At 58.6% G+C, this 25,082-nt stretch carries 25 protein-coding genes and 3 tRNA genes; 15 read left to right on the forward strand and 13 right to left on the reverse strand.

Annotation, left to right across the window (positions count from 1 at the left end; genetic code table 11):
* The 7 genes from rpsJ to ROO76_20185 form a co-directional block, all read right to left on the reverse strand.
* On the reverse strand, positions 1 to 72 hold a 72-nt coding region (rpsJ, locus tag ROO76_20155; protein ID MDT8070487.1), incomplete at its 3' end, for a 30S ribosomal protein S10.
* A gap of 58 nt (positions 73 to 130) precedes the next feature.
* Positions 131 to 1,318, reverse strand: a complete 1,188-nt coding sequence (gene tuf, locus ROO76_20160) for an elongation factor Tu (protein MDT8070488.1) — start codon at positions 1,316 to 1,318, stop codon at positions 131 to 133.
* Positions 1,319 to 1,392: 74 nt separating this feature from the next.
* Positions 1,393 to 1,701 (reverse strand): hypothetical protein, encoded by a 309-nt coding sequence (locus tag ROO76_20165; protein MDT8070489.1) that lies wholly within the window; start codon positions 1,699 to 1,701, stop codon positions 1,393 to 1,395.
* A gap of 54 nt (positions 1,702 to 1,755) precedes the next feature.
* Positions 1,756 to 1,830: transfer RNA gene (locus tag ROO76_20170), tRNA-Gly, on the reverse strand.
* A gap of 4 nt (positions 1,831 to 1,834) precedes the next feature.
* Positions 1,835 to 2,056, reverse strand: coding sequence for a hypothetical protein (locus ROO76_20175; protein MDT8070490.1), 222 nt, complete (start codon positions 2,054 to 2,056; stop codon positions 1,835 to 1,837).
* Positions 2,057 to 2,065: 9 nt separating this feature from the next.
* Positions 2,066 to 2,154, reverse strand: a tRNA-Tyr gene (locus tag ROO76_20180).
* Between the two features lie 285 nt (positions 2,155 to 2,439).
* Positions 2,440 to 2,515, reverse strand: a tRNA-Thr gene (locus ROO76_20185).
* A gap of 386 nt (positions 2,516 to 2,901) precedes the next feature.
* Between ROO76_20185 and ROO76_20190 the strand changes: the two genes are divergently transcribed.
* Positions 2,902 to 3,999 carry a hypothetical protein gene (locus ROO76_20190; protein MDT8070491.1) on the forward strand — a complete coding sequence of 366 codons (1,098 nt, stop codon included), beginning with the start codon at positions 2,902 to 2,904 and terminating at the stop codon, positions 3,997 to 3,999.
* 59 nt (positions 4,000 to 4,058) lie between these two features.
* Here ROO76_20190 and ROO76_20195 read toward each other — a convergent pair whose 3' ends face one another.
* Complete coding sequence (locus ROO76_20195) at positions 4,059 to 4,976, reverse strand: M23 family metallopeptidase (GenBank protein ID MDT8070492.1); 918 nt, start codon at positions 4,974 to 4,976, stop codon at positions 4,059 to 4,061.
* Positions 4,977 to 5,558: 582 nt separating this feature from the next.
* Here ROO76_20195 and thiL point away from each other — a divergent pair.
* The 4 genes from thiL (at position 5,559) to ROO76_20215 (ending at position 9,297) form a co-directional block, all read left to right on the forward strand.
* Entirely contained in the window at positions 5,559 to 6,593 is a 1,035-nt protein-coding gene (gene thiL / locus ROO76_20200; GenBank protein ID MDT8070493.1) for a thiamine-phosphate kinase, read from the forward strand.
* A 126-nt stretch (positions 6,594 to 6,719) separates the two neighbouring features.
* Positions 6,720 to 7,538, forward strand: coding sequence for an ATP-binding protein (locus tag ROO76_20205; protein MDT8070494.1), 819 nt, complete (start codon positions 6,720 to 6,722; stop codon positions 7,536 to 7,538).
* The gene (locus ROO76_20210) at positions 7,538 to 7,960 is read left to right on the forward strand and encodes a hypothetical protein (GenBank protein ID MDT8070495.1); all 423 of its coding nucleotides are present in this window, start codon (positions 7,538 to 7,540) and stop codon (positions 7,958 to 7,960) included. The genes ROO76_20205 and ROO76_20210 overlap by 1 nt, the downstream gene beginning before the upstream one ends.
* A gap of 122 nt (positions 7,961 to 8,082) precedes the next feature.
* Positions 8,083 to 9,297, forward strand: a complete 1,215-nt coding sequence (locus tag ROO76_20215; protein ID MDT8070496.1) for an excinuclease ABC subunit C — start codon at positions 8,083 to 8,085, stop codon at positions 9,295 to 9,297.
* Positions 9,298 to 9,402: 105 nt separating this feature from the next.
* Here ROO76_20215 and ROO76_20220 read toward each other — a convergent pair whose 3' ends face one another.
* Positions 9,403 to 10,947, reverse strand: coding sequence for a hypothetical protein (locus ROO76_20220; GenBank protein MDT8070497.1), 1,545 nt, complete (start codon positions 10,945 to 10,947; stop codon positions 9,403 to 9,405).
* Between the two features lie 97 nt (positions 10,948 to 11,044).
* On the opposite strand from ROO76_20220, the gene ROO76_20225 reads away from it, so the two are divergent.
* Complete coding sequence (locus ROO76_20225) at positions 11,045 to 11,716, forward strand: hypothetical protein (protein MDT8070498.1); 672 nt, start codon at positions 11,045 to 11,047, stop codon at positions 11,714 to 11,716.
* Between the two features lie 123 nt (positions 11,717 to 11,839).
* Positions 11,840 to 13,423: an acyl-CoA carboxylase subunit beta gene (locus ROO76_20230; protein MDT8070499.1), complete on the forward strand. Its 1,584-nt coding sequence runs from the start codon at positions 11,840 to 11,842 to the stop codon at positions 13,421 to 13,423.
* 73 nt (positions 13,424 to 13,496) lie between these two features.
* Here the strand turns inward: ROO76_20230 and ROO76_20235 are convergent, their stop codons facing one another.
* The 4 genes from ROO76_20235 to ROO76_20250 form a co-directional block, all read right to left on the reverse strand.
* On the reverse strand, positions 13,497 to 13,967 hold the full coding sequence (locus ROO76_20235; protein MDT8070500.1) for a carboxymuconolactone decarboxylase family protein: 471 nt from the start codon (positions 13,965 to 13,967) through the stop codon (positions 13,497 to 13,499).
* A 221-nt stretch (positions 13,968 to 14,188) separates the two neighbouring features.
* Positions 14,189 to 14,377 (reverse strand): 50S ribosomal protein L28, encoded by a 189-nt coding sequence (gene rpmB / locus ROO76_20240; GenBank protein MDT8070501.1) that lies wholly within the window; start codon positions 14,375 to 14,377, stop codon positions 14,189 to 14,191.
* 272 nt (positions 14,378 to 14,649) lie between these two features.
* The gene (locus ROO76_20245) at positions 14,650 to 15,201 is read right to left on the reverse strand and encodes a hypothetical protein (protein MDT8070502.1); all 552 of its coding nucleotides are present in this window, start codon (positions 15,199 to 15,201) and stop codon (positions 14,650 to 14,652) included.
* A gap of 289 nt (positions 15,202 to 15,490) precedes the next feature.
* Complete coding sequence (locus ROO76_20250) at positions 15,491 to 15,718, reverse strand: hypothetical protein (protein ID MDT8070503.1); 228 nt, start codon at positions 15,716 to 15,718, stop codon at positions 15,491 to 15,493.
* A 402-nt stretch (positions 15,719 to 16,120) separates the two neighbouring features.
* Between ROO76_20250 and ROO76_20255 the strand changes: the two genes are divergently transcribed.
* The 8 genes from ROO76_20255 to rocF all read left to right on the forward strand — a co-directional run bounded on the left by ROO76_20255 (position 16,121) and on the right by rocF (position 25,022).
* On the forward strand, positions 16,121 to 17,062 hold the full coding sequence (locus ROO76_20255; GenBank protein MDT8070504.1) for a bifunctional 5,10-methylenetetrahydrofolate dehydrogenase/5,10-methenyltetrahydrofolate cyclohydrolase: 942 nt from the start codon (positions 16,121 to 16,123) through the stop codon (positions 17,060 to 17,062).
* Positions 17,063 to 17,069: 7 nt separating this feature from the next.
* Positions 17,070 to 17,693 carry a dephospho-CoA kinase gene (gene coaE / locus ROO76_20260; protein MDT8070505.1) on the forward strand — a complete coding sequence of 208 codons (624 nt, stop codon included), beginning with the start codon at positions 17,070 to 17,072 and terminating at the stop codon, positions 17,691 to 17,693.
* A gap of 79 nt (positions 17,694 to 17,772) precedes the next feature.
* Positions 17,773 to 18,918 carry a trypsin-like peptidase domain-containing protein gene (locus tag ROO76_20265; protein MDT8070506.1) on the forward strand — a complete coding sequence of 382 codons (1,146 nt, stop codon included), beginning with the start codon at positions 17,773 to 17,775 and terminating at the stop codon, positions 18,916 to 18,918.
* 303 nt (positions 18,919 to 19,221) lie between these two features.
* Complete coding sequence (locus ROO76_20270; protein ID MDT8070507.1) at positions 19,222 to 19,671, forward strand: MmcQ/YjbR family DNA-binding protein; 450 nt, start codon at positions 19,222 to 19,224, stop codon at positions 19,669 to 19,671.
* A gap of 37 nt (positions 19,672 to 19,708) precedes the next feature.
* Positions 19,709 to 21,439, forward strand: coding sequence for a gamma-glutamyltransferase (gene ggt / locus ROO76_20275; GenBank protein ID MDT8070508.1), 1,731 nt, complete (start codon positions 19,709 to 19,711; stop codon positions 21,437 to 21,439).
* A gap of 79 nt (positions 21,440 to 21,518) precedes the next feature.
* The gene (locus ROO76_20280) at positions 21,519 to 22,349 is read left to right on the forward strand and encodes a sugar phosphate isomerase/epimerase family protein (protein MDT8070509.1); all 831 of its coding nucleotides are present in this window, start codon (positions 21,519 to 21,521) and stop codon (positions 22,347 to 22,349) included.
* Between the two features lie 123 nt (positions 22,350 to 22,472).
* Positions 22,473 to 23,819 (forward strand): asparagine--tRNA ligase, encoded by a 1,347-nt coding sequence (gene asnS / locus ROO76_20285; GenBank protein MDT8070510.1) that lies wholly within the window; start codon positions 22,473 to 22,475, stop codon positions 23,817 to 23,819.
* 258 nt (positions 23,820 to 24,077) lie between these two features.
* On the forward strand, positions 24,078 to 25,022 hold the full coding sequence (gene rocF, locus ROO76_20290) for an arginase (GenBank protein ID MDT8070511.1): 945 nt from the start codon (positions 24,078 to 24,080) through the stop codon (positions 25,020 to 25,022).
* Positions 25,023 to 25,082 lie beyond the last annotated feature (60 nt).

Genomic DNA, 25,082 nt, shown 5'->3' on the forward strand with positions numbered 1-25,082 from the left:
CTCGCCCGTAGAGGTATCGAGCACACGATAGTCATATGCCTTCAACCGGATTCGAATCCTCTGTCCTACCATGATCTTCCTTCTAGGGATCAGGTCCCAGAAAACTGGCCCCTGATCCCTGACCTCTTACTTAATTGATAATCTCCGAGATCGTGCCCGCGCCCACCGTCCGTCCGCCTTCGCGGATCGCGAACCGCAAGCCCTTCTCCAGCGCCACCGGCGTAATCAGCTCCACTTCCAGCTGCACGTTGTCACCCGGCATCACCATTTCCATCCCCGCCGGCAACTGCGCCACTCCCGTCACGTCCGTCGTGCGGAAGTAGAACTGCGGACGGTAGCCCTTGAAGAACGGCGTGTGCCGGCCGCCCTCTTCCTTGCTCAGCACGTACACCTCGCCCTTGAAGCGCGTGTGCGGCGTGATCGATCCCGGCTTGGCCAGCACCATCCCGCGCTCCACGTCCTCCTTCGGTATGCCGCGCAGCAGCAGCCCGGCGTTGTCGCCCGCCATGCCCTCGTCCAACTGCTTCTTGAACATCTCCACGCCCGTGCACACCGTCTTGCGCGTCTCGCGGAAACCCACAATCTCCACGTCCTCGCCCACCTTCACCTTGCCGCGCTCGATCCGGCCCGTCACCACCGTGCCGCGTCCGGAAATCGAGAAAATATCCTCAATCGGCATCAGGAAAGGCAGATCCACCGCCCGGTCCGGCCGCGGCACATACTTGTCCACCGCCTCCATCAGCTCGTCGATCTTCGCTTCCCACTCCGGCTCCCCGTTCAACGCCCCCAAGGCCGACCCCCGGATTACCGGCACGTCGTCGCCCGGGAACTGGTACTTGGTCAACAGCTCGCGGACCTCCATCTCCACCAGGTCGATCAGCTCCGCATCCTCGACCGCGTCGCACTTGTTCAGAAACACCACAACGTACGGCACGCCCACCTGGCGCGCCAACAGCACGTGCTCCTTGGTCTGCGGCATCGGCCCGTCGGTCGCCGCCACCACCAGAATGGCTCCGTCCATCTGCGCCGCGCCCGTAATCATGTTCTTGATGTAGTCGGCGTGCCCAGGGCAATCCACGTGCGCGTAGTGCCGGTTGGCCGTCTCGTACTCCACGTGCGCCGTCGCGATCGTGATGCCCCGCTCGCGCTCTTCCGGCGCATTGTCGATCGAGTCGAACGAACGAAACTGGTTCTTCGGGTTGTGCTTCTGCAAAACCTTGGTGATCGCCGCCGTCAACGTCGTCTTGCCGTGATCGATGTGCCCGATCGTTCCCACGTTCACGTGCGGCTTCGAACGGTCAAACTTTTCCTTCGCCATGCGCTATCAGTCCCTTTCGTTAGACTTTTTGTATCGCCCCGGTCGCGCCGCAAGCGCTGCACCCGCGGGCCGCCTCAGTAATACGCGTAAGCCCTGAAATACCTTTGCCGCAGCTCCTGCGGCACCTTTTCCACCAGGCGCAGGTAGCGCTCGCGCGTCAATGCCTGGTCTGAAACCGGCAGTTCTCCATAAAGCGCCACAGCTTCCTTGCCCAGGAACCCGCGCTTCAGCACCGCCTCAAAGTCACGAATCCGCAGCTTGGCCCTGGTCACGCGATCCAGGAGGACCTCCAAGTCGCGCGCGTCGAAGGCAGCATCGATCCGCATATGAAGCTGCGCGTATCCTTGCTCGTCCTGTACGGCTATCGCCGCCTGCTCAAACATTGTTCCGTGTCCTCGTTCGTGTCCTTACTCAGCCCCACCGCGTTTCTTAAAGCCTGGAGCGGGAGACGGGGCTCGAACCCGCGACCAACAGCTTGGAAGGCTGTGACTCTACCACTGAGTTACTCCCGCCCACTTACTCCCGATCGTCTTCCTGCTCTAACTTCGCCCGGGCCTGTTCTTTCCAGTGGTGCAGCAGCGTCAGTGCCGCGAAAGCTGCCATCAGCGTGACCACGAAATCACGTGGACTCAACTGAATGTTGCCACCGAAGAACGCGATCTTCTCTGCCGAAAGCGTGAACCATGCCAGTGTTGCGACTGCTGCGTACGCTATGAGTGCCGTCAGAAGGCGATTCATTTCTAAACCTGGTGCACAGGGGTGGATTCGAACCACCGAACGCCGCAAGGGCGGACAGATTTACAGTCTGTTGGCTTTAACCGCTCACCCACCTGTGCACGACGAACGCACAACGGTTACTGCCTCACCTTCTCGCAAAAGACGCGAGAACGGTAGGCACAAACTCGTGTGCGGCCGTGAACCAACCTGCTATCAAAGATCCGCTGTGCGCCTTTGCGTCGCAACGGGGGCGGAAAAACCGGCGCGTGCGAACATACTTCCGCACACTCGGGAACTGCTACGATCCGGAGAAGCTCTGTGGAGTGTGTTCTCTTGAAGAGCCGCGCGCTGTTTCTGGGATCAAGCACCTGATAGCGCCCGCCTGCGCAACCAGGGATTCATCTTGGAGCTGGCGAAGGGATTTGAACCCCCGACCCTCTGATTACAAATCAGATGCTCTACCAGCTGAGCTACGCCAGCACTGCCGGAACTTGTCTGCTTTCGCAGCCAGGGTTCCGAATATCTCCCAGCGTCCGGGACAAAGATAAAAGGTTAGCACACAAGCACTTCCACCCGCAACCGAGCTGGATCCCACAGCCGGGTTACAGGCGCCCATACCTTACCGTCGACGCGAAAGGTGCTCGCGTGTCCCGTTGGCGTTGATTTCGCTGCCGCCTCGACTCGCTTACTCCCACGGATTAACGCGGGATTCCAGCGGGAGCACCCCTACGAGATGCTATGATGCGGCACCACGGGAGATTTTACCCGAAAACGCAGGAGTTTGGCGAATTCGGTTGCGAATGGTCCCGCCCTGTCGCCAACAATGGGCGAAAAGGGTAGGGCACAATAATCTTCTGTTCCCCATTATGAGGTCCCGAAGACGGAATCTGGTAATTGTGATCACGGCGGTGGTTGTCGTCGCCACCGCCATCGGTATTGCGGTTTACCTGAGAAAACGCGCCGCCCCCGAACCTGCCCGACTGCTTCCTGATTCTGACGCGGTTCTCTACTTCAACCTGAAGACCGTTCGCCGGCTGACAAATTTTGGGTCAACGCCGGTGGTGCAGCGCGAGCCCGAGTACGAAGACTTCGTGCGCGCGACGGGATTCCAGTTTGAGCGAGATCTCAACGAGGCCGCATTCGCCGTGCATATCATGCGTCGTCCGCCGGCGAAGCCGGGGCTCCCGGCGACAACCGAGCCGCGATATTCAGAAGTGTTTGTTGGGAAGTTTGATAGCCAGAAGCTTTCGGCTTATCTGCGGAAGCTGAGCAAGAGCGTCGATCAATATCGCGATACGGACATTTACAACATTCCGGTCGAGGATCGGACGGTGAGGATAGCGATTCTGGATGTTGATTCGGTAGCGGGATCAAACGTCGATGATCCCAAGGTGATTCGCGGAATCATCGATCGGTCGCGGTCGGCGGCGATGCCGTTCTCCGGACCGCCGCTGGTTTCACGGTACTACCACGATATTCCGATCGGCAGCCTGGTTTGGGCGGTAGCGAAAATACCTGCGGCCCCAAAGGATCCACGGGCCGCGCGCGCATTCACGCTGCCAGGCGGAATCGATATCCTCATTCCGTCGGAAAGCACGATGGTTGCCTGGGTGCGGTATCTCGGGAGTATTCACTTTCGGGCGGATTTCTACACCGCAACCAACGATGACGCGAAGCATTTTGTCGACCAGGCATCGGGTTTTCTTACGCTGTTCAAGTCGATCGAGTTGAACGCGCAACCAGGACAGAACGAGGCGGAATTCAAGTCGGCGCTGGATAGCTTGCAGGTAAAGCAAGATGGCTCCAAAGCGATTTTGAGCGCGAATATTCCAACAGGATTTTTCAAGAAAATGCTGGAAGAACCGCCGGTGGATGTGACGGGAGCGCAACAGGAGACTCCGGCACAGCCATCAGTAACCGCTCCGCCGGCAAAGAAGAAAGCGCCTGCCAACAACAGACACTGATTGCAAAAAAACCTTCCTAATTTCCGTTATTCAGATCAATGGCAGGAAAGACCGCTCAATTAGTTGCCGGAGACGGAATTATCGAAGTGGTCGGCGTGTGCGAGCGTGGTGCGCAGGTACTTGTAGGGGTTCACCGGGGTGTTGTTGATGCGGACTTCGTAGTGCAGGTGGGGGCTGGTAACGCGGCCGCTGGCGCCCACATAGCCGATGATGTCCCCGCGATGAACCTGCTGTCCGACAGTGACGTTGAATGCGGACATGTGGCCATAGCGTGTCTGGATGCCGTGGCCGTGGTCGATCATCACCAGGCGGCCATACCCGCTCATGAAATCAGCGAAGGTGACAATACCGTCGGCCGGGGCAATGATGGGATGGCCATACGGCGACGAGATATCGACGCCGGAGTGGAACGCGCCCTCACCGTTAAAGGGATCGATGCGTTCGCCGAACGAACTGGTCACGCGGCCTTCGACCGGCCATAAGGTGGGAGCAGCCGCGGCGCGGACCCAGTCGGCGAGCGATGCCATATGGTTCGGACCCATTCCGATGCCTGCGGTTGCAACGCCCGACAGCGCCGAAGTTCGAAGCGCATAGAGTTGATCCAGGGTTTCGGTGTATTGCTCAGGCTGGACATCCTGGGCCGTGGGGGTCAACTTGCTGTCGGTCTTGAGACCGTAGAGGGATGAAACTTCGCTGGCGATGGAACCGAGCGAAGCGACCTGTATTTCCTTTTCCTTGTTGACTTGTTCGAGCTTGGAATAACTCTTCTTGAGCTGATCTTTCTCGGTGCGGAGCTGGTTGAAGTGGGCGGTCTTGATCAGCATCCGGGTGTAGGAGCCTGCCATTCCCGTGATGGTCATCATGCCAATAACGGCTCCCGCGAGGAAGACGTACATGTAATGCATGGGAATGGGAATCTTACGGAGCTGACCTTCCGCGTCCCGCGCCACGAATAGGATGTAGAAGCGTTTCCGCAAAAGCTATCGCTCCACCCTCAAGAATTTCCTCCTCTGCCGCTTCGTTTAACTTACGAAGGCGACCAAGCACCCGTGTGGGGGCAACCGGAGGCCGAATCGATCCGGGCGATAGAGCTCGAATGGCTCGAGCTGAGTACCTCAGACTGCAGCGACTCTCGAAACCGCCGCCCGGAGCAGTACCGCAAATTCCCGCAAACCTTAACAGGCGCAAAATGGGCCTGTCAACCAAACTGGGTAATCGAAGGGGCTAAACCAGTAGTACCAGTGTCGTGGCAGAATCCTATTCTTCGAGACACGAACAAACACGCAAGTCTCTGATGAGAAACGAAAAAGCGCTAGGGATAAGGGTTTCCGCAAAATGCGATTTAGCAAACTGCATTTGTAAAGGGTGATTGGCGCGAGAGATTTGCGCGTTCTCTTCGCCCCCAAAAATTCCAGAGTAGCCTAAATTTACCTGCCTCAGATATTGTGCAGTCGGGGGTTCGCAGGTGCCAATATCCCGATTGTCGGTTGCAGCGATGGAAAGCTCCGTTTCTTTCGAGTCCCTTCCCTCTTTTCTCGCTGTTCTCTATAGTGTCTTCCGTGCCGCTTAGCGAATTGCAACTCATCGCGAAAATCCGAAGACAGGCTAAGACTGGAACCCGGGCTGCGGGTGCGCGAATTACGAAGACGATTGGCGACGACTGCGCCGTGCTGGAAATCGCGGCCGGAAACGAAACTCTGGTTACTACCGATTTTTCTCTGGAAGGCATCCACTTCAGACGCGACTTGCACTCGGCGCATGTGGTCGGGCACCGCTGCCTGGCTCGCGGGCTGAGCGATATCGCGGCGATGGGTGGCGAGCCCACTGCGGCTTTCCTTTCCCTGGCGCTGCCGGAGGACTTGCCGCAGAAGTGGGTAGATGAGTTCTTGGACGGGTTCCTGGGGTTGGCGCGGGAGTTCGGCGTGACGCTGGCCGGGGGCGACATCGCACAGTCGCCCGGCGGCGTGCTGGCGGACATCATGGTAGTGGGCACGTTGCCGCGTGGGGAGGCAATCATGCGCTCGGGGGCAAAACCCGGCGACCATCTTTACATCACCGGAGAACTGGGTGCGGCTTCGGCGATGCTGGAGAGAATGTTTGCGAATCCAAAGAAACGCTACCGGGCTTCGGACAGCCCCGCACATTTTGTTCCGCAGCCGCAGATTAAGATCGGCCGTTACCTGCGCGACAAGAAGATTGCCTCGGCCATGATCGATATCTCGGACGGGCTTTCGACCGACCTGACCCACCTCTGTGACGAGAGCGGCGTGCGCGCCGAGGTGCAGGAAGAGGCGATTCCGGTGGCCTCGATCGGCAAGCACGAGGTCTCTCTCGAAAATGCGCTGCACGGCGGCGACGAATATCAATTGCTGTTTACGGCTCCGCCGAACAAACGGGTTCCGGCGGAGATCGCCGGTGTTCCGATCAGCCAGATCGGGTATATCGAGGCACCGCAGAAGCATTTGCCGAAAATCCTGCTGTTCGAGGGCAACGACGCGGAACTGGGAGTTGAACTGAGGCCGAAGGGGTGGGAACACTTCTCCGAAGGCAAAGGGCAGAGGGAAAAGGGCAGAGCGAAAACCAAGAGAATCTGAGGTCTTTCCTTTGCACTTTGACTTTCTTGGGCCTTTTCCACAAGTTCTCTTCTTCTCCACACGATCTCCACACCTGACTGTGGCTTGCCACTTGCTACTCGGCGCCGCTTGGCGCACGATTCTTTCATGCATGAACCACAGGCGACAGCAGTAGACTCCACGCGTGCGACCTGCCCCGTGTGCGGCGGCAGCGGCTTCAGGATGGTCGAAACGAAGGACTCGAAGGGGCGGCCGATTCAGCGGGCAGCCAAGTGCGAATGCCAGGTACGACAACATTCCCAGCGGCTGCTGAAAATCGCCAATATTCCCGACCGGTATGAGCACTGCGAATTGTCGAACTTCGAGGCCGATCCTTGCGGGAAATCTTCGGCTTCGTTGGCCAATGCGAAATTAGCGGCTGGACGGTTTGTCGAGGAATATCCGGTGGAGCGCGATGGATTGCTGCTAATAGGGCCGATCGGGACAGGCAAGACGCACCTGGCGGTGGGGATCATCAAGGAACTGATGGCGCAAAAAGGCGCACGCTGCTTGTTCTACGACTATCGTGAGCTTCTGAAGGAAATCCAGAATTCCTACAATGCTTCGGTGCAGACGACCGAGATGGAGGTGCTGCGGCCGGTGTTTGAGGCTGAGGTGCTGGTTCTGGACGAACTGGGCGCAGTGAAGCCGACCGAGTGGGTGTGGGATACGGTGTCGCACATTTTGAATACACGCTATAACGACAAGCGCACAACGATTATCACTACGAACTACCGTGACCTGCCGCCGGGCGGAAGCGATGGCGAGCCGGGAAGATACTCTGCGGTGTCGAAGGCGACGCGAGAGGAAACGCTTGGGGACCGGATTGGGGAGCGTATGCGGTCGAGGTTGCACGAGATGTGCCGCGTGGTGAAGATCGACGGCGACGACTTCCGGTTGAAATACAGGAGCGCGAGTTTCCGCTGATGGCTGACGATCAACCAAGTTCGGGAGGTCCTGCCACGCGCCGGAAACTCCCGCGTCGACAGAGCAGCATGGGGCTGAAATTGATGCCGGAGGCGATCGCCGAAGAGTTCGGGCCAGCGCCACCGCCGCGTCGAGAAACGAGACTGGTTCGATTCTTTATCTTCCTTCCCTTATTCCTCGGTGCGGTGGCGACGTTACTGTTCTATCTGCAAGGTGGGAAGTTCGGAGCAGGAAAGCTGCACTACGATGTGTGGATTCAGCGGCTACTGCTGCCCGGCGACTTGATCAGCTCGGAATTTCCGGCCACAGGGTTTCCTGTACTCGACTTCATTTGGATTCCGGCGGTGATCAATTCCTTCATCTTCGGCTGCCTCGCGCTGTCGATCCAGTTGCTGCGGAAGCATCAGAAGGTGTCGGTGTAGAAAGGCGGTTCTCTGTTCCCGGTTCTCAGTTCCCAGTTGTTCTCCGCTCTTGGAAAAGGCTGCAGCTCACCTGCCCACTTTTGCCGTTTTTACCTTTGCCGTTTTGCCGTTAAGCTTTAGGGGTGCTGACGCATCAAGCTGAGTTTCTGCCGGAGTTGGATTCTGAGTTCCTGGCGACGCTTCCGGCGGCGCCTGCCGTGTTCCTGCTGCGCGGCGAAGAAGCGGCAGCGGATCCGTACGTCAGCAAGACGGCGAACCTGCGGCGGCGCATGCAGCGGCTGCTGGGTCCTGCCGAGCCCGGTACGAAGCGGCTAAACCTGCGCGAGCGCGTTCGCTGGCTCGAGTACACGCCGACGTCTTCAGACTTCGAATCCGGATTTCTTCTGTACAAGGTTCTGCGCGAGGCGTTTCCGGCAACGTACTCGAAACGGTTGCATCTGCGACCGGCGCCACTGGTGAAACTGATTCTCGAGAATGCGTTTCCGCGCGTGACGGTGACGACACGCATCTCGCGATTGAAATCGCAGAGCGTCTATTACGGACCGTTCCCCACGCGGGCAGCGGCGGAGAAGTTCGCGAACGACTCGCTCGATTTCTTCAAGCTCCGGCGCTGCCACGAAGAATTGCAACCGGATCCGTCGCATCCGGGCTGCATGTACTCAGAGATGAAGATGTGCCTGGCGCCGTGCTACAAGGGCTGCACCGACGAGGAGTACCGGGCCGAGACCGAGCAGGTTCACAGCTACTTCGATTCGAATGCGCGCTCGTTATTGGTGCAGATCGCCACCGACCGCGACGCAGCGAGCGAGCGCCTGGATTTCGAAACGGCGGCGGCGCTGCACGCCCGTCATGAGAAGGTTGCAGCGGTAAGAGCACAGTTGCCGGAGATCATACGGCGAATCGGCGAACTGCGCGGAGTGATGGTGCAACCGTCGACCGAGGCAGAATCCGTGACGCTGTTCAAGATCGAGCACGGCTGCCTCGCCGCACCTGTAACGCTGAACGTTGCCGCACGGCAGATCGTCACGAATGCCAAAACGCCGACGTCGATGGAAGCACGGATCTCGGAGGCACTCGCAACCGTTGCCGATCCGGAACCGCACTCGGCGCAGGAGTGGATGGAGCACCTGGCGCTGCTCAAGCGCTGGTTTTACCGGACATCGAAGGTCGGGGAGGCGTTCTTCGCCGACGAGAAAGGCGGGCTGCCGATGCGGCGGATCGTGCGCGGGGTCTCGCGCGTGTATAAGGGCGAAACGCCGCAAGCGGATTTGAGTGAGACCGCGAGGGATTATTGGGTGAATCGGGGAAAAGAGATGCTAAGACCAATTGACGAATGACGATTTTCTATTGTCGCTTGAGAACCAAATGTCAAAACGACGAATGACGGAATGACGAATAGAATTCAGTCGTCATTTTGACATTCGTCATTTGTCATTCCGTCCTCATCCCCGCGTCACAATCTTCCCTTCTTCGCGGCTCTTCCTGAAGATCACCTTCACTCCCCAGCGCCAGTGCTCATCGATGCCGAGAACTTTCCAGTCGATTTCGGGTGAGAGGTAGCGGAGGAGCGTGTCCGTCGCGGGATGCAGGTGAAGTGCAGGGGAGACGAGCAGAAGGACCGGCGGTTTGCCGGAGAGTTCGCATCCGCCGAAGTAGCCGAAGTTTTTGAAGTCGTCCCGTGCGTGGTGCCAGTGGACGCGCGCCCAGTAGTCGAGGCCTTGCAGCGGCAGGTGCAGGTCCTCCTGCGCTTTGAGTTCGATGACGACCAAGCGGCCGTCGCGAGTAACGGTGAGCAGGTCGATCATGCCGCGGTCTCCGGCGGCGAATGCGGGTACCTGCGAGTAGACCCAGCGCGAATCGATGCGCTCGTCGAGCACGCCCGCGTCTTTGCGTACGACCGATTCGAGCCAGCGCTCAGGCTGCATGCGGTAGAGTTGGTCGGCGCGATCATTCCCGGCGCGGGCGGCGCTAAGGCGAGCAACCGCGTCGCGAAGCATTGGTTCGGTCTGCTCGTTGAGCGGGGTTTCGTGCGCGCCGGAGCCGAAGGTTAGCAACTCGCCCAGGCGGAACCCGTTCTGGTGCTCAATGCGGACGCGCGCGAATTCGAGGCCGCAAAGCTGGAAACTGATTTCCCCGGCGGAGCGGACGACAATTTCTGCGCGAGGCGCGATAGCGAGGACGCGGTCGATCGATTTCTGGAAGCGGCGCCTGGCGGCGGTTTCGTCGGGCAGGCGCACTAGACGAGTCTCGATGTTGCCCGTGTCGGCGACGATCTTTGGCCGAAGGGTTTCGGTACGCTGGTCGAGTTCGAACAGTTCCCAGGTGGCGGCATCGCGACTCAGTTGCGCCATGCGAAGGCGAAGGACGCCCGATCGGCCAGCGGGAGCGATGAGGCGGAGGCCCTCGACGTGACGCTTATCGGCGAGGCGCTCGCGACAGCGCTGCAGCCAGAGGATGCCGGTGGTGAGCAGGGCGTCTACGCTGGGCTGGACTTCGGCGGCGGAAACGGCGGCGATTGCGACTGTCTTCTGGCCCTGGCGCATGATGCCGCGCACGTGAACGGGGCCGAAGGAGTGCTCGAGATCGGCGGCGAAACTGAGTGTTTCGAGAGTCCAGCCGGGGAAATGGCGCTCGAGGGAACGTCGCAGGATTCGTCGGAAGGTTGCGCGAGAGAGGCGCTTGGCCGATGCGGGACGGTGCTCTTCCTGCGGGATCAGTTCGATCGTGGTCGGTTTTGATTGGCCGAAGCGCTGAACCGAGAGACGGAGATGGTCTTGGCGTACCTCGGCGGCGATGATTCGGCGTACAACGTTTCGTTCTTCCGACCATACCTGCAGAAGGCAGCGACCGCGTTCGGGGCGTAACTCATACTCGGCTTCGTCGAATCGGAAGACGACCTCGCCGCCCTCGACCACTACTGCGCGCGGGTGGTCGTCTAGATAGGACTGGATTTGTTCGAGCAAGCTGAGAGCGGGATCGGCGGCCATAATGAAGATTGTTTGCGAGGGGTGCGTTCCGGGACAACGAAGAGTTGGCGGTGAGTGAGGTCCAATTCCCAATTTGGTTTGCGAGGGAGCCAGTGCAATGGGACGCCTACCACAAGAGTGTGTGGTGTACCTTCGTGTACTCTCAGGTTTCTTTTGGAGAGAAAGCCGGGAGCAATCGCGCTACACTCGCGACATGCTTCGCCGGATTGTTCCCTTCTCTGTCGTACTGATTATTACGTCTGCGCTCGCTCTGGCGCAGAGCGCTCCCACCGCTCACGAAAGCCCTCTAACTCCGCAAGAGAGAGAATTCGTGTCGCTGCAGTTCGGGACGGAGTTTGTGTTGCTGGACAAATTCCCGATGTTGACGGCGGATCTCGATGGCGATGGGGCCGAGGATGCGGTCTTCGTTGCGACGCGAAAGGGCAATCCGCTGGTCGATGAAGAGACATTCCATTACAAGGTCGTCGACCCCTATAACGAGTATTTCGGGTGGGGTGATCCGCGGGTGACGGTGAGCTTCAACGCGCACGACCCCGAGAAGGCGAAATACATCCTGATTGCGCATGACTGGCGGGCCGCAACCCCAAAGGCGAAGCTAGTGGTGCTGAACCTGCCTTTCGAAAAACTGGCGATTCATCGCATTCCCGGAAAAAAGAATAAGGTGTATACCGCGATTACCGCCGAGGACCTGAGCGGCGAGACTTCGGCGATTTACTGGGACGTCAAGAAGAAGAAATATAAGTGGACGGCGATGTCGGGGATGGACTAGAGCGGCAGTTCTTCGTTCTTCCCGGGATGTTAGGTTCTTCTGTTATTTTCTACTTTCTCTCACCTTGCTCCGCCAACATATAATCCTCGGTTACTCGGGCCTTCCTGATTACGGAGTCATTGTATGAACCTGGAACAGATCCTGGCTGAACTGAAGCGCCGCGATGGACTGGCTGAGGCCGGCGGCGGCGAGGAGCGGCGCGCCCGCGAACACAAGCTTGGGAAGATGACCGCGCGCGAGCGTATCGAATTCCTGCTGGATGAGGGCACATTTGAAGAGACGGACAAACTCGTCACCCATCGCTGCAACGACTTCGGCATGAACGAGAACAAGATTTACGGCGACGGCTTCGTCACCGGTTATGGCCGAGTTGAGGGGCGGCTGGTGTTCGTGTTCGCGCAGGATTTCACGGTTTTTGGTGGGTCGCTCTCGGAGGCGAATGCGGCGAAGATCGTGAAGATGATGGACATGGCGATGAAGGTCGGGGCTCCGGTCATAGGCCTGAACGATTCCGGGGGCGCTCGAATCCAGGAAGGGGTCATGTCGCTGGCCGGCTACGCCGATATTTTTCTTCGAAACACGCTTGCGTCCGGCGTGGTGCCGCAGATTTCTGCAATCATGGGCCCGTGCGCGGGCGGTGCTGTGTACTCGCCGGCGATCACCGACTTCATTCTGATGGTGGACAAGACTTCGTACATGTTCATCACAGGACCGGACGTGATCAAGGCGGTCACCCACGAAGAGGTCACGAAAGACGAACTTGGCGGCGCGACTACGCACAACTCGAAGTCTGGCGTGGCACATTTCCTGGCGCATGATGACGCCGAGTGCCTTTCGATGATCCGCGAGCTGCTCAGCTTCATCCCGTCGAACAACCTTGAAGATCCGCCGCGGAAGCCGTGCACCGATCCGGCAGATCGGGCAGACGAGCAACTGGACACGCTGGTACCGGCGGAATCAAACAAACCGTATGACATCAAGGACGTGATCAATCGCGTGGTGGACGACAACTACTTCTTCGAGGTGCAGGAGCACTGGGCGAAGAATATCGTCGTCGGCTTTGCGAGACTCAATGGCAAACCGGTGGGCGTTGTGGCGAATCAACCGGCGTTCCTCGCGGGAGTCCTCGACATCGATTCGAGCATCAAGGGGGCGCGTTTCGTGCGCTTCTGCGATTGCTTCAATATCCCGCTGATCACGTTCGAGGATGTCCCGGGATTCCTTCCGGGGGTTCAGCAGGAGCACGGCGGAATCATTACCCACGGTGCGAAGTTGCTGTTCGCGTTTGCCGAGGCGACCGTGCCGAAGATTACTGTGATAACACGAAAAGCTTACGGCGGCGCGTATTGCGTCATGGCTTCGAAGCACATTCGGGCGGACGTGAACTATGCGTGGCCGACGGCGGAGATCGCGGTAATGGGGCCTGAGGGCGCGGTGAACATCGTTTACAAGCGCGACCTCGATAAGGCCGCCAAGGAAGGCTACAACGGGTCGAAGGGAGAAGCGGCGATCAATGCCATGCGCAACGAGAAGATCGAGGAATTTAAGCAACGGTTCGCGAATCCCTACGTCGCTGCAGAACGCGGATATCTCGACGCGGTGATTCGCCCGCGAGACACGCGCAGACGTCTGATCCAGGCGCTCGAGATGCTGGACACGAAGAGAGACAAGAATCCGCCGAAGAAGCACGGGAATATACCGCTGTAACTTCCACGAAAAGAAAACGCCCACATCTGCTGACCACGGCAGATGTGGGCCACCCTTCTTAATTCGATCTGGCCTAAGCTGTTTTTGCGTGCTGCTGGGGTTGGTAGCTTCCGGCCTCGGCGCGGAAGGCTATTGCGAGGCGGTTCCAGCCGTTGATGGCGACCGCCACCATTGCCAAGTCCACCAGTTCCTGTTCGCTGAAAACCTTACGGGCCTCCTCGTAGACTTCGTCCTCGACGTGTCCTTCACGAATGAGGGTCAGGGCCTCGATCCAGGCCAGGGCGGCGCGCTCGCGGTCGCTGTAGTAGGGGGCTTCGCGCCAGGCGTCGAGCCCGTATAGCCGCTGCTCGGTCTCGCCGACGGCACGGGCGTCCTTGCTGTGCATGTCGAGACAGTAGGCACAGCCGTTGATCTGTGAAGCACGGAATTTCAGCAAGTGGACGAGTTTGGGTTCGAGGTTGGTGGAATGAATGTACTGTTCGAGTCCCGCCATAGCACGGTAGGCTGCGGGCGAAATCTTGGCAATGTTGATGCGCGGTTGCATGATGACTCTCCTTCTGTGAATGCGTTGGGAGTTGCTGTTGCACTTACACGCGGTGTGGCACGCCGAGTTCGGCGCCACATAGGTTGGATAACCTCGGGTTGAATGCGGACTCAGAAAAGGAAGAGGCTGAAGCTGTCGAGGTGTTTGGCCGTCGATCCCACGTTCGGCAATGAAGAAAGCCCCCGCAAAAGGAGGCTTTAAGAGATTCTGCCGGGGCGGCGCTACGCTTTGACGACTTTGCCGCTGCGCAGGCACTCGGTGCAGACGCGCATTTTCTTGTTGCCCTTGGGGGTCTTCGCCTTCACCGGGCGGAGGTTGACGTTCCAGCGCCGCTTGGTGACGTTGTGCGCGTGCGAGATGTTGTTTCCGAACTGCGGCCCTTTGCCGCAAATTTCACATACCTGTGCCATGACGGGTGCTCCAAACCTTTCTGCGTTTCTGACTGGGATCGGGTGCCACGAGGCGTCCGAAAACAGCGCGTCGGCCAACAGGAGTGAGCCGGGCTGGCAGCCAAAACGTAATTTTATCGGAATCAGGGTGGAATTGTCGAATTCCACGGTATCAGGACCGCGCTCCAGTGTGGGAAGGCGAGGTGGCGAACTGCTTAACACCCCCATCCGTGTGCCTTGTCGCAGATGTGAACCCTTCTCCGGCGCATTGCTTCTGCTGTTTCGGACCTGACCTAGAGTTTCAGTTTCTTCTTCAATTTTCCGGCTGCGCTGGACGCTGCAGTGTGCGCAAGCCGCCTCGCGACGGATCCCAAATCTGTACCGTATCCCACGACATTGGGTTCGTACCGCTCCTTCAGGTCATCCTCAAATCGAACGGACTTGATGGCCTTCGGTGTTGACATAAGTCGATAGGAGGCCTGCACCAGCCACTCTGAAGTTGTACGTCGCGGATCAACGCCAGGATCTAACGGCTTGGGCTTCGGAGGATTCAAAGCGATGCCTGTCGAACCGCCAACATGCAGAGTGATCTCGAGGACATAGTCACACTCGGGCCCTGGTTGCGCGTGACCTGTAATGTCAGCCGGAATCGAAACTCCCTTCAACGGCTTGCGATCACTGATGTCCTGCGCGAGTTGGTCATTGAGGTTGCCGAGGGACCCGATGGATTTTCCTGTCGTGTCCGTTACTGCAGAAACGCAGACCACGGACGCGGGTGGATTCTGGGAATAGCAGAAAGCCGCGAAACTGAAGAGAACAAGAAAGCTGATGGTCAGAGCACGCATTGCGCCACCTCTTTAGCTTGCGGCAAATGGTCTCTCCAAGGAGAGCAGCAGGTCAATAGATACGAACCCACGTGACTTGCGAGGCTTCGCGTCGCTTTGGGCCAGCGAGGCGCCGGCGCTCTGACGCGTTCTCCAAACGCAACAGAGCCGGGCTGGTTAGCCCGGCTCTTTCTTTGCAAACGGGGTGTCAGTTTCGGCGACCCCGTTTTGGCCTGTCAGTTTCTTCAGGCCTCAACTTCGTGGTTCAAACCCGTGACCGTCAGCTCCGCACCGCTACGGAGCAGGTGGTCTAGTTCACCAGGGCGACGCGATCCAGTTCCTGCTGGATCGATTCGAGTGGCATGCCGGCGCCGAGGCGGCTCATTACGTCCTTCGCCGCTTCGGGTGAGATACCGTAGCCACGCCCGCTGCAGAACATCTGGAGCACCTCCGCAGCATCCTGCGAGCTATACCCGGTCTGTAACAATTCGCTCCGGAGCTCTGTAAGCTCGGGTAGCGAGAATTTCTCTGCCATCATAGGTCACCTCCGACCCCCCGTGCTTTCCTATTCCTTTAGACTGTTGAAACCACCCTTTTGTTGCAGATATTCCACTACAGGCCCCAAAATTCAGCATCACCCAAAGGTCATAAAGCTCGTTACTAAGGGAACTGATGCTGCAAACCCCCTAACAACTGAGTAGTTGCGTCACGACATTGCAGCACTTTGGTCACTTTGTGCGACTTAGGTGTGAGATGACAGACAACCTTTTGGTCTTTACATCTTTTTACATCGGCGACGTCCCAGGGAGCCTTGAGAAGGCACTCGGCAATAGCAGCCAGCAATAATGCCAGCAGTCAGCGGTCAGCACTCAGCAGGTTCAAGGCTCGTTGTTCGCTAGCTACTGACTGCTGGACTCCCAACGAGTAATATGTTCCCGAAATGTCAGCCATACTTTTGGACGGGACCAAGATCGCGAACGAGATCAAAGCCGAAGTCGCGGCTGAAGCGAACGCCTTGTTCGAAGCGGGCATTCGACCGGGACTCGCGGCGGTGCTCGTAGGCGACGATCCGGCGTCGGAAGTCTACGTTCGCAGCAAGGTTCGTGCCTGCGAGACATTGGGGTTCTTCAGCGAGCAAATCGTCAGGCCCGCAAGTTCGAAGACGGCTGACATTGTGGCGCTGGTCCGTGCACTGAACGAACGCGACGAGGTGGACGGAATCCTGGTTCAACTTCCGTTGCCGCGTGGTATCGATTCGAGAAAGGTCCTGGTCGAAATCGATCCCGGCAAGGATGTCGACGGACTGCATCCCTTCAACGTTGGTAATCTTGCCGCGAACCATCCAACACTGGTAGCGTGCACGCCGGCGGGTGTGATGGAAATATTGCTTCGCAGCAATATTGCCGTCGAGGGACGCGAGGCGGTGGTGGTCGGCCGGAGTGATATTGTTGGCAAACCAATCGCAATGCTGCTTACGAATGCCAATGCGACAGTTACGGTGTGCCACTCGAAGACGCGCGACCTCGCAGCAGTCTGCCGGCGGGCGGATATCCTGGTGGCGGCAATCGGGCGCACCGTGATGATCACAGAAGAATTCGTGAAGCCCGGCGCGACGGTGATCGATGTCGGTATCAACCGTGTGAGCGATCCGGCGCTGGCGAAGGCGATCATTGGCAACCATAATGCAGCCAAGCTGGCCAACTTTGAAAAGAAGGGCTACATCCTTGCGGGAGACGTGCTACCGAGTGTTGCGGAAATCGCGGGGGCGATGACGCCAGTACCGGGCGGCGTGGGACCACTGACCATTGCGATGCTGATGTCGAATACGCTGAAGGCGGCGAGGCTGCGTCGCGGGTCGCGCATTGCGGTCGGAAAGAGTTGAGGAAGCTATGCTGAAAGTGGGACTCACCGGTGGTGTAGCTTGCGGAAAAACGACCGTCGCGACGATGTTCGAGAAGCGCGGCGCGCACGTGGCCCTTGCCGACGTGATCGCGCATAACCTTTTCGAGCCCGGCAGTGAAGTTTATGAAAAAGTGGTGGAGCACTTTGGCCCCGAAGTGCTCAATGAAGACAAAACCATCAGCCGGCCGAAGCTGGCCGATATCGCTTTCCCGGAACGTATCAAGGAACTGAACGCGATTGTCCACCCGGTCGTCATCAGGCTGCAGGATGATTGGATGCGGGGGATAGAGCAGCGTGAATCGCGGGCGATCGCGATCGTTGAGGCCGCATTGATGGTCGAGGCCGGAGCGCACAAGCGATTCGACAAGCTCATCGTAGTGACCTGCGGTTTTGATCAGAAGATCGATCGCTTCGCGGAGCGTGCGCGAATGTCTCCAGATGAGGCGTGTGCGGACGTGCGGCGGCGAATGGAAGCGCAACTGCCGGAGTCCGAGAAGATAAAGCTGGCGGACTATGTAATCGACAATTCTGGGTCGGTAGGGCACCTCGACGAGCAGGTCGACAAGATATGGCGGGAATTATGTAAGATTGAGGCCGCGAAAAAACCCTAGTTGCCGGACCGCAACTTCCTGCCCACCCGCGCGTCTATAATTTCAGACATCCCAAGATGTTGGAACTTGAGCGGACTCAATGAAACTTGGCAGACCTATCGTTATTGGGACCGTAATCGCGGTCGCATTCCTGGTTTACACCACGCATCGATTCGGGACCCAGCCGGGCTGGGAGCCCCGCACCCCGCCGGAGATTACGCAGGCGGCGGAGCCCCCAACGTTCGATGCCGAAGAACAGAACAACATCGCCGTTTACAAACGAGTGTCGCCGTCGGTGGTGAACATCACCTCGACGTCCTTGGCGTTCGACTTCTTCTACGGGCCGGTGCCGCAGCAGGGCCAGGGCTCGGGGTTCATCATCGATAAGGACGGCGACATCCTCACCAATTACCACGTGATCGCCGACGCGCGGCAGGTGGAAGTGACGCTCACCAACAAAAAGAAGTACAAGGCGCAAATCATCGGGCGCGATCCTTCGCATGATCTTGCGGTGATCAAGATCGATGCACCGAACCTGCACCCGGTGACGCTGGGCGACTCCAGCCAGTTGCAGGTCGGGCAGAAGGTTTATGCGATCGGAAACCCATTTGGACTGAATGGAACGATGACGCGGGGAATCGTGAGTTCGATCCGATCGATTCGCGAGCCGGGAGATGAGGGCGGAGCGTTCATCGACGAGGCTATCCAGACGGATGCTGCGATCAATCCCGGAAACTCGGGTGGGCCGCTGCTGGACTCGCACGGAAATGTGATCGGGATCAATACCATGATTGCGTCGAATGTGGGCCAGAGCGCGGGAATCGGATTTGCGATCCCGGTGAACGCGGCGAAAGCGGTCATCAATGACCTGGTGATGTACGGGCGGGTGAGGCGGCCGTCACTGGGAATTCGCAGCCTGCCGATTGGGCCGGAACTGGCGGATGAACTCGGCCTGCCGTCGGACTATGGATTGTTGATCATGCAGGTGATTCCGGGCGGCGCAGCCGACGAGGCCGGACTGCGTGGCGGTAGTCAGCGCGCGTACCTCGGCAATACGCCGATCATGATCGGCGGAGACCTGATCGTCGCGATCAATGGGGAGCGGATCGAAGAGGCCCAGGACCTGGCGCACGTGATGAACAATCTCAGGGCCGGCGACACAGCCACGGTCACCATCTGGCGCGGCAAGCAAAAAATGGACGTAAAGGTAAAACTGCAGGAAGTGAGAGCGGATCGAAGAGCTTAGAACCGACTCACCACGGAGACACAGAGGCACAGAGGCACAGAGAAAGTCATTCCCAAAACCAAAAAACCTTGGGAATTGTGTTTTCAGAAATCATGTCGTGTGCACGCAGCCAGCCTCGGGCTCGCAGCGAAACGGCTTCCAGGTGGCATATACGAAGGTCGTGCTGGTCAGAAAATGGTAAAAGAAAACCGCGAGGCACGAAGACATGAAAGGATAAGGCTGGAAGAGCAAAATGGATTCTCCCAGTAGTTCTGCGTGTCTTCGTGCCTTCGTGCTGATTCCCGCTATACAATTCTCTGACCGATGAACGCCGAATCCATTCGCGAATACTGCGTCAGGCTGCCGCACGTCACCGAGGTCGTGCAATGGGGCGAGCATCTGGTGCTCAAGGTTGGGGGCAAGATGTTTGTCGTGCTGGCGCTCGAACCGCAGGACGACGTGGTGCTCTCGTTCAAGGCGAGCTCAGAGCAATTCTACGAATTGCAGGAGTGGCCGGGGATTGTTCCGGCGCCGTACCTGGCCCGTAGCCAGTGGCTGGCGCTGGAGCGATTTGATGTGGTGCGGGATGACGAACTGAAAGAACTGCTCACGACGGCATATCGGCTGGTTTTTGAAAAGTTGCCGAAGCGTATGAAAGAAGAATTGAACGGCAAGACGGCAAAAGGAACACCGGCAAAGCAAAAACCAAGGGCAAAGAGCAGCGGGCAAAAGGCAAAACGACCAAAAGCAAAAGCCGGCATCAGGCGAAGTTGACTACGCTCCATATGCCGCGCTAGCCTCAATCGCACCCATGAACACGTCGAATCTGCGCAAGGGACTCCTTCTCGTTCTTCTACTGACGATTTTTTCTTTGACCCTCTTCGCCGCTCCGGCGCGCCCGGTGCACGGCCAGCACGCCATGGTCACGGCGGTCCAGAAGGACGCCACGGAGGCGGGGATCGAGGTCATGCACGCCGGGGGCAATGCGGTTGATGCCGCCGTTGCTGTCGGATTCGCGCTGGCAGTGACGCATCCTGAAGCCGGCAATCTTGGTGGTGGTGGTTTCCTGCTGGTGCGGTTCGCCAATGGCGATGTTCGCTTCCTCGATTATCGCGAGAAGGCTCCGGCGGCCGCGACCGAGAACATGTATCTCGACGAGCACGGCAATGTCATTCCCAACATGAGCCTGGTGGGATACAAGGCTTCGGGTGTGCCCGGATCCGTTGCCGGCATGGTTTATGCCGAGAAGAAGTGGGGCAAACTGGGGCTGCAGCGCGTGATGCAGCCGGCGATCCGTTTGGCGCGAGAGGGATTCGTCCTCTCCTACTCCGATGCGCAAAGTTTCCGTGATCCCGATCTCGCAAAGTTCCCCGAATCGCACCGCATCTTCCAGCGGAACGGGAAGTATTACCAAGCGGGCGATGTTTTCAAGCAGCCGGAGCTGGCGAACACGCTGGAGCGGATTGCGAAGAATCCCGACGTTTTCTACAAGGGCGAGATGGCAAAGCAGATCGCCGCGTTCATGCAGAAAGGTGGCGGGCTGATCACGGCGAAAGATCTCGCCGACTACAACGCTGTGGAGCGCGCGCCGATTCACGGGACTTACCGTGGCCTGGATGTTTATTCGGCACCGCCGCCTTCATCGGGCGGAGTGGCGCTGGTGGAAATCCTGAACATGCTGGAAGGCTACGATCTCGGCAAGCTGGGCAACCGCTCGGCCCAGTCCATAGAGCTGACGGCTGAGGCGATGAAGCGGGCATTCTACGATCGCGCGGACTTCATGGGTGACCCGGATTTCTCCACAGTTCCGGTAAACGAGTTGATCGACAAAAAGTACGCCGACATGTGGCGGCAGACGATCGATCCGGATCATGCGACGCCGGCGAAAGAGCTCCAGCGGCCCAGGTTTGGGCAACTGGATCGTGATGCGAAAATGAAGCCGGTTGCGATGATCGAGCCCACGCAGACCACTCACTACTCAGTCGTCGATCCCGAAGGAAATGCCGTCTCGGTGACCACGACCTTGAACGATGGTATGGGTTCGCGCGTGACGGTTGCCGGACTCGGTTTCCTGATGAACGACGAGATGGATGACTTCGCATCGAAGCAGGGAGTCCCGAATATGTTCGGGCTGATCCAAGGACCGGCAAATGCCATCGGGCCGCGAAAGCGCCCTTTGTCCGCCATGACGCCGACGATTGTGACCAAGGACGGCAAGCTCTACATGGTTCTCGGCTCGCCCGGTGGACCGACCATCATCACTACCGTGCTGAATGTTCTGACCGGAGTCGTCGACTATGGTTTGAACATTCAGGAGGCGGTAAACGCGCCGCGCTTCCACAACCAATGGCTCCCGGATATTCTGCGCATCGAAGGAGTTGGGTTTTCACCGGACACGATCAAACTGCTGGAAGAGAAGGGCTACACAATTAAGAAGGGTGGATACTGGGGCGACGCCGAGTGCATCATGGTGGACCCCAATACGGGCGAGCGCCTGGGAGCCACGGATTATCGGAATGATGGGAAGGCGGAAGGATACTGAACAGGTACAAGGTACAAGGCGCAAGACGAGTCGAGTCTCTTGTACCTTGCGCCTTGAACCTTGTACCTTCTTTTGACAGATGATTCGAGCCATATCGACGTACGTTCACGTTCACGAGCGGTTGCATCCGGGGATCCTCGACCAGTTGGCGCGCGCGGGTGCGCAGGCCATCGAGATCTTTGGCGCGCGCGGCCATTTCGACTACACCAGCGCGCAGCACGCACGCGAACTCGCCAGCTGGTTCCACTCCAACCAGGTCGAGTTCCATTCCATGCACTCGCCCATGTACTCGGATACCGACTGGGAGCGCCGCAGTTCGTCGCTCAACATCGCGAGCAAGGACCGCAAGACTCGCATTGAGGCCATGGACGAGATCAAGCGCGCCATCGAGATCGCCGAGCGCCTGCCGTTTCGCTTCCTCATCCAGCACATCGGAACCAGCTCAGAGTCGTTCGACATGGGCAAGTTTGACGCGGCCATGACCTCGATCGAACACCTCAAGGCCTTCGCCAAGCCGCTCGGCGTGCGCCTGCTGATCGAGAACATACCGAACGAACTCTCTACGCCAGAGAAAATTGTCGAACTGATCCGGACAGGACATTTCGACGACGTGGGCGTTTGCTTCGATACCGGGCACGCACATATCGAGGGCGGCGTCGCGCCAGCGCTGGAAACCTTGAAGGAGTACATTCGCTCGACACACGTTCACGATAACAAGCAGGATCGCGACGCCCATCTTGTTCCCGGCGAAGGGACCATCGACTGGAATCTCGCGATGGAGTTGCTGCGCTCGTGTCCTCAGGTGCCGCCGGTACTGCTCGAACTAGAAGGTGATCCGGACGGGAATCCGGAATTCGGGAAGAAGGTGCCGGAAATAACGGCAAAGGCGTGGAAAACGCTCCAGGTATGAACAGCGGATCTCTCGCGGTCTGAAGCCCGCTCGTGATGACAAGCAAAGAGGGGCAATGGTCATCGGCACGCCTGAAGGCGTGCCCTGATACACTTTTCCAGGACTTTATTTCAGGATTTGGTGATGGAAGCAGAGGCAAAGGTCACGACAGCTCCGGTAACGACGATCTCAGAACTCGGCAAGCATGATGGGCAGACGGTCACGATTCGTGGCTGGCTGTACAACTTGCGGGAGAGCGGCAAACTTCTCTTCCCCATTTTCCGTGACGGCACCGGCCTGGTGCAGGGCGTGGTGGTGAAGAGCAAGGTCTCGCCCGAGGTCTGGGACGCGATCAAGGCCCTGACCCAGGAGTCGAGCGTAATCGTCAGCGGCCAGGTTCGCGCCGACAAGCGCGCGCCCGGCGGATACGAGATGGAAGTCGATGGTGTGCAGGTCGTGCAGCGTGTGCCCGATGATCAACCCTACCCGATCTCGAAGAAGGAACACGGCGTCGACTTCCTGATGGAGAACCGCCATCTCTGGGTGCGGAGTCCACGGCAGGCGGCGATCCTGCGCGTTCGTGCGGCCATAATTAAGGCCGTTCGCGATTTCTTCGACAACAATGGCTATACCCTCACCGATCCGCCGATCCTGACTCCGGCGGCCTGCGAAGGCACCAGCACGCTGTTTGAGGTCGATTACTTCGACGACCAGGCGTACCTGACACAATCCGGACAGCTTTACATCGAAGCTACAGCGATGGCGCTTGGCAAGGTCTACAGCTTCGGGCCGACGTTCCGCGCCGAGAAGTCGAAGACTCGCCGTCATCTCACGGAGTTCTGGATGGTCGAGCCGGAGGTTGCCTACGCTGAACTGGACGACATCATGAAGCTCGCCGAGGACTTCATCACTTACGTCGTCAAGTACGTGCTGGCGAATCGTCGTGCAGACATGGAGACGATCGGCCGCGACGTCTCGAAGTTGGAGAAGATCGAGACGCCGTTCCCGCGCATCAGCTACGACGAGGCCGTGAAGATGCTGCACGAGGGCTACGAAAAAGGTGAACTCGAGCACAAGTTCGAGTACGGCAACGACTTCGGCTCGCCGGACGAGACCTACATCTCCTCGAAGTTCGACCGGCCGCTAATGGTGCACCGTTACCCGGCGGCGGTGAAGGCGTTCTACATGGAACCTGACCCGAAGGATCCGACCAAGGCGCTGTGCGTCGACGTGCTGGCTCCCGAGGGCTACGGCGAAATCATTGGCGGCTCGCAGCGCATGGGTAGCTACGAGATGCTACTCAAGAGGGTGCACGAACATGGCCTCCCTGAGGAAGCTTTCAAGTGGTACCTCGACTTGCGGAAGTTCGGTGGGGTGCCGCACTCGGGGTTCGGCATGGGAATTGAGCGAGCGGTGGCATGGATCTGCGGGCTGGAGCACGTGCGGGAGACGATTCCGTTCGCGCGCACGCTACACCGGATGTACCCGTAACGCAATTGTCGGATTGACGATTGTCACATTGACGATTGAAAACATGAGGCACGGAGGCCCGTGCTTTTGAATCGTCAATGAGAAAATCGTCAATCGTCAATTCTGTTGTCAATCGTCAATTTCGACATTCCGACATTCGTCATTCTTGTCCTAACTCTTTTATTTAGAGTAGAATAGGGCTATCGGCGTAAGTGGGGACGCCGGCGCCGGCTCTCGTGCATCCAATCAGAGTTGCTTATCGGCCCCTTCGAAACACTTATGGTCAGCCAGCCTGCAATCGCAAGCAGCATCACTCCCAAAGTTATTCGTGTTCTTGGAGTTCCACTCGACCTGGGCCAGTCGCGCCGGGGCGTCGACATGGGTCCGTCGGCGGTTCGCTGTGCCGGGCTGGAGTCCAAGCTTGAGACGCTCGGCCACAAGGTGGAGGACGGCGGCAACGTCAATGTTCCCATGCCCGAACAGAAGAACCCGGGCCATCCCGACGCCAAGTACCTGAAAGAAATCACCCAAACCTGCCACAAACACGCCGACCTGGTCCTGAAGGCGCTGGAAAACGGCAAAGTGCCGCTCTCGCTCGGCGGAGATCATTCCATGGCGGTCGGCTCGGTCTCCGGGCTGGCGGAGTTCTATCGCCGCCAGAATCAGAAGGTCGGGCTCATCTGGATGGACGCCCACAGCGACATCAATACTCCCGGTACGTCGCCGAGCGGCAACGTTCACGGCATGCCGCTGGGAGCGATTATGGGGCTGGGGCCAGCGGAGCTCGCGAACATCTACAACTGGTCGCCGAAGATCGCGCCAGAGAACTGCGTGCTGGTCGGCATCCGCGACGTCGATGCCCACGAAAAAGAGAACATCCATAAGGCTGGCATCCAGGTTTACACGATGCGCGACATCGACGAGCGCGGGATGCGAGCGGTAATGGAAGAGGCGCTGCGCCACGCCGGGCGCAACACGGCCGGGTACCATGTCTCGCTGGATATGGACTGGCTCGATCCCGAGGACGCGCCTGGTGTCGGAACCCCGGTCGAGGGCGGCGCGACTTATCGCGAAGGCCACCTGGCAATGGAAATCATCGCCGACCACGGGCGGATGTTGAGCTTCGAGATCGTCGAAGTGAACCCGGTGCTCGATGAGCGGAACCAAACAGCGGAGTTGGCGGTTGAACTGGCGATGTCCGCGTTCGGAAAGAAGATCATCTAGCGAACACTCAAAAGTATTAGTGCAGCGCCGGATTCCTCCGGCGCTTTTTCTTGCTTCTCA

The organism is Terriglobia bacterium (assembly GCA_032252755.1).
Classification (GTDB): domain Bacteria; phylum Acidobacteriota; class Terriglobia; order Terriglobales; family Acidobacteriaceae; genus JAVUPY01.

Coding starts and splice junctions, on each gene's coding strand:
- tuf (MDT8070488.1), bottom strand. CDS start 1,318: ATGGCGAAGGAAAAGTTTGACCGTTCGAAGCCGCACGTGAACGTGGGA.
- ROO76_20165 (MDT8070489.1), bottom strand. CDS start 1,701: ATGTTTGAGCAGGCGGCGATAGCCGTACAGGACGAGCAAGGATACGCG.
- ROO76_20175 (MDT8070490.1), bottom strand. CDS start 2,056: ATGAATCGCCTTCTGACGGCACTCATAGCGTACGCAGCAGTCGCAACA.
- ROO76_20190 (MDT8070491.1), top strand. CDS start 2,902: ATGAGGTCCCGAAGACGGAATCTGGTAATTGTGATCACGGCGGTGGTT.
- ROO76_20205 (MDT8070494.1), top strand. CDS start 6,720: ATGCATGAACCACAGGCGACAGCAGTAGACTCCACGCGTGCGACCTGC.
- ROO76_20210 (MDT8070495.1), top strand. CDS start 7,538: ATGGCTGACGATCAACCAAGTTCGGGAGGTCCTGCCACGCGCCGGAAA.
- ROO76_20220 (MDT8070497.1), bottom strand. CDS start 10,947: ATGGCCGCCGATCCCGCTCTCAGCTTGCTCGAACAAATCCAGTCCTAT.
- ROO76_20225 (MDT8070498.1), top strand. CDS start 11,045: ATGGGACGCCTACCACAAGAGTGTGTGGTGTACCTTCGTGTACTCTCA.
- ROO76_20230 (MDT8070499.1), top strand. CDS start 11,840: ATGAACCTGGAACAGATCCTGGCTGAACTGAAGCGCCGCGATGGACTG.
- ROO76_20235 (MDT8070500.1), bottom strand. CDS start 13,967: ATGCAACCGCGCATCAACATTGCCAAGATTTCGCCCGCAGCCTACCGT.
- rpmB (MDT8070501.1), bottom strand. CDS start 14,377: ATGGCACAGGTATGTGAAATTTGCGGCAAAGGGCCGCAGTTCGGAAAC.
- ROO76_20245 (MDT8070502.1), bottom strand. CDS start 15,201: ATGCGTGCTCTGACCATCAGCTTTCTTGTTCTCTTCAGTTTCGCGGCT.
- ROO76_20250 (MDT8070503.1), bottom strand. CDS start 15,718: ATGATGGCAGAGAAATTCTCGCTACCCGAGCTTACAGAGCTCCGGAGC.
- ROO76_20255 (MDT8070504.1), top strand. CDS start 16,121: ATGTCAGCCATACTTTTGGACGGGACCAAGATCGCGAACGAGATCAAA.
- coaE (MDT8070505.1), top strand. CDS start 17,070: ATGCTGAAAGTGGGACTCACCGGTGGTGTAGCTTGCGGAAAAACGACC.
- ROO76_20265 (MDT8070506.1), top strand. CDS start 17,773: ATGAAACTTGGCAGACCTATCGTTATTGGGACCGTAATCGCGGTCGCA.
- ROO76_20270 (MDT8070507.1), top strand. CDS start 19,222: ATGAACGCCGAATCCATTCGCGAATACTGCGTCAGGCTGCCGCACGTC.
- ggt (MDT8070508.1), top strand. CDS start 19,709: ATGAACACGTCGAATCTGCGCAAGGGACTCCTTCTCGTTCTTCTACTG.
- ROO76_20280 (MDT8070509.1), top strand. CDS start 21,519: ATGATTCGAGCCATATCGACGTACGTTCACGTTCACGAGCGGTTGCAT.
- asnS (MDT8070510.1), top strand. CDS start 22,473: ATGGAAGCAGAGGCAAAGGTCACGACAGCTCCGGTAACGACGATCTCA.
- rocF (MDT8070511.1), top strand. CDS start 24,078: ATGGTCAGCCAGCCTGCAATCGCAAGCAGCATCACTCCCAAAGTTATT.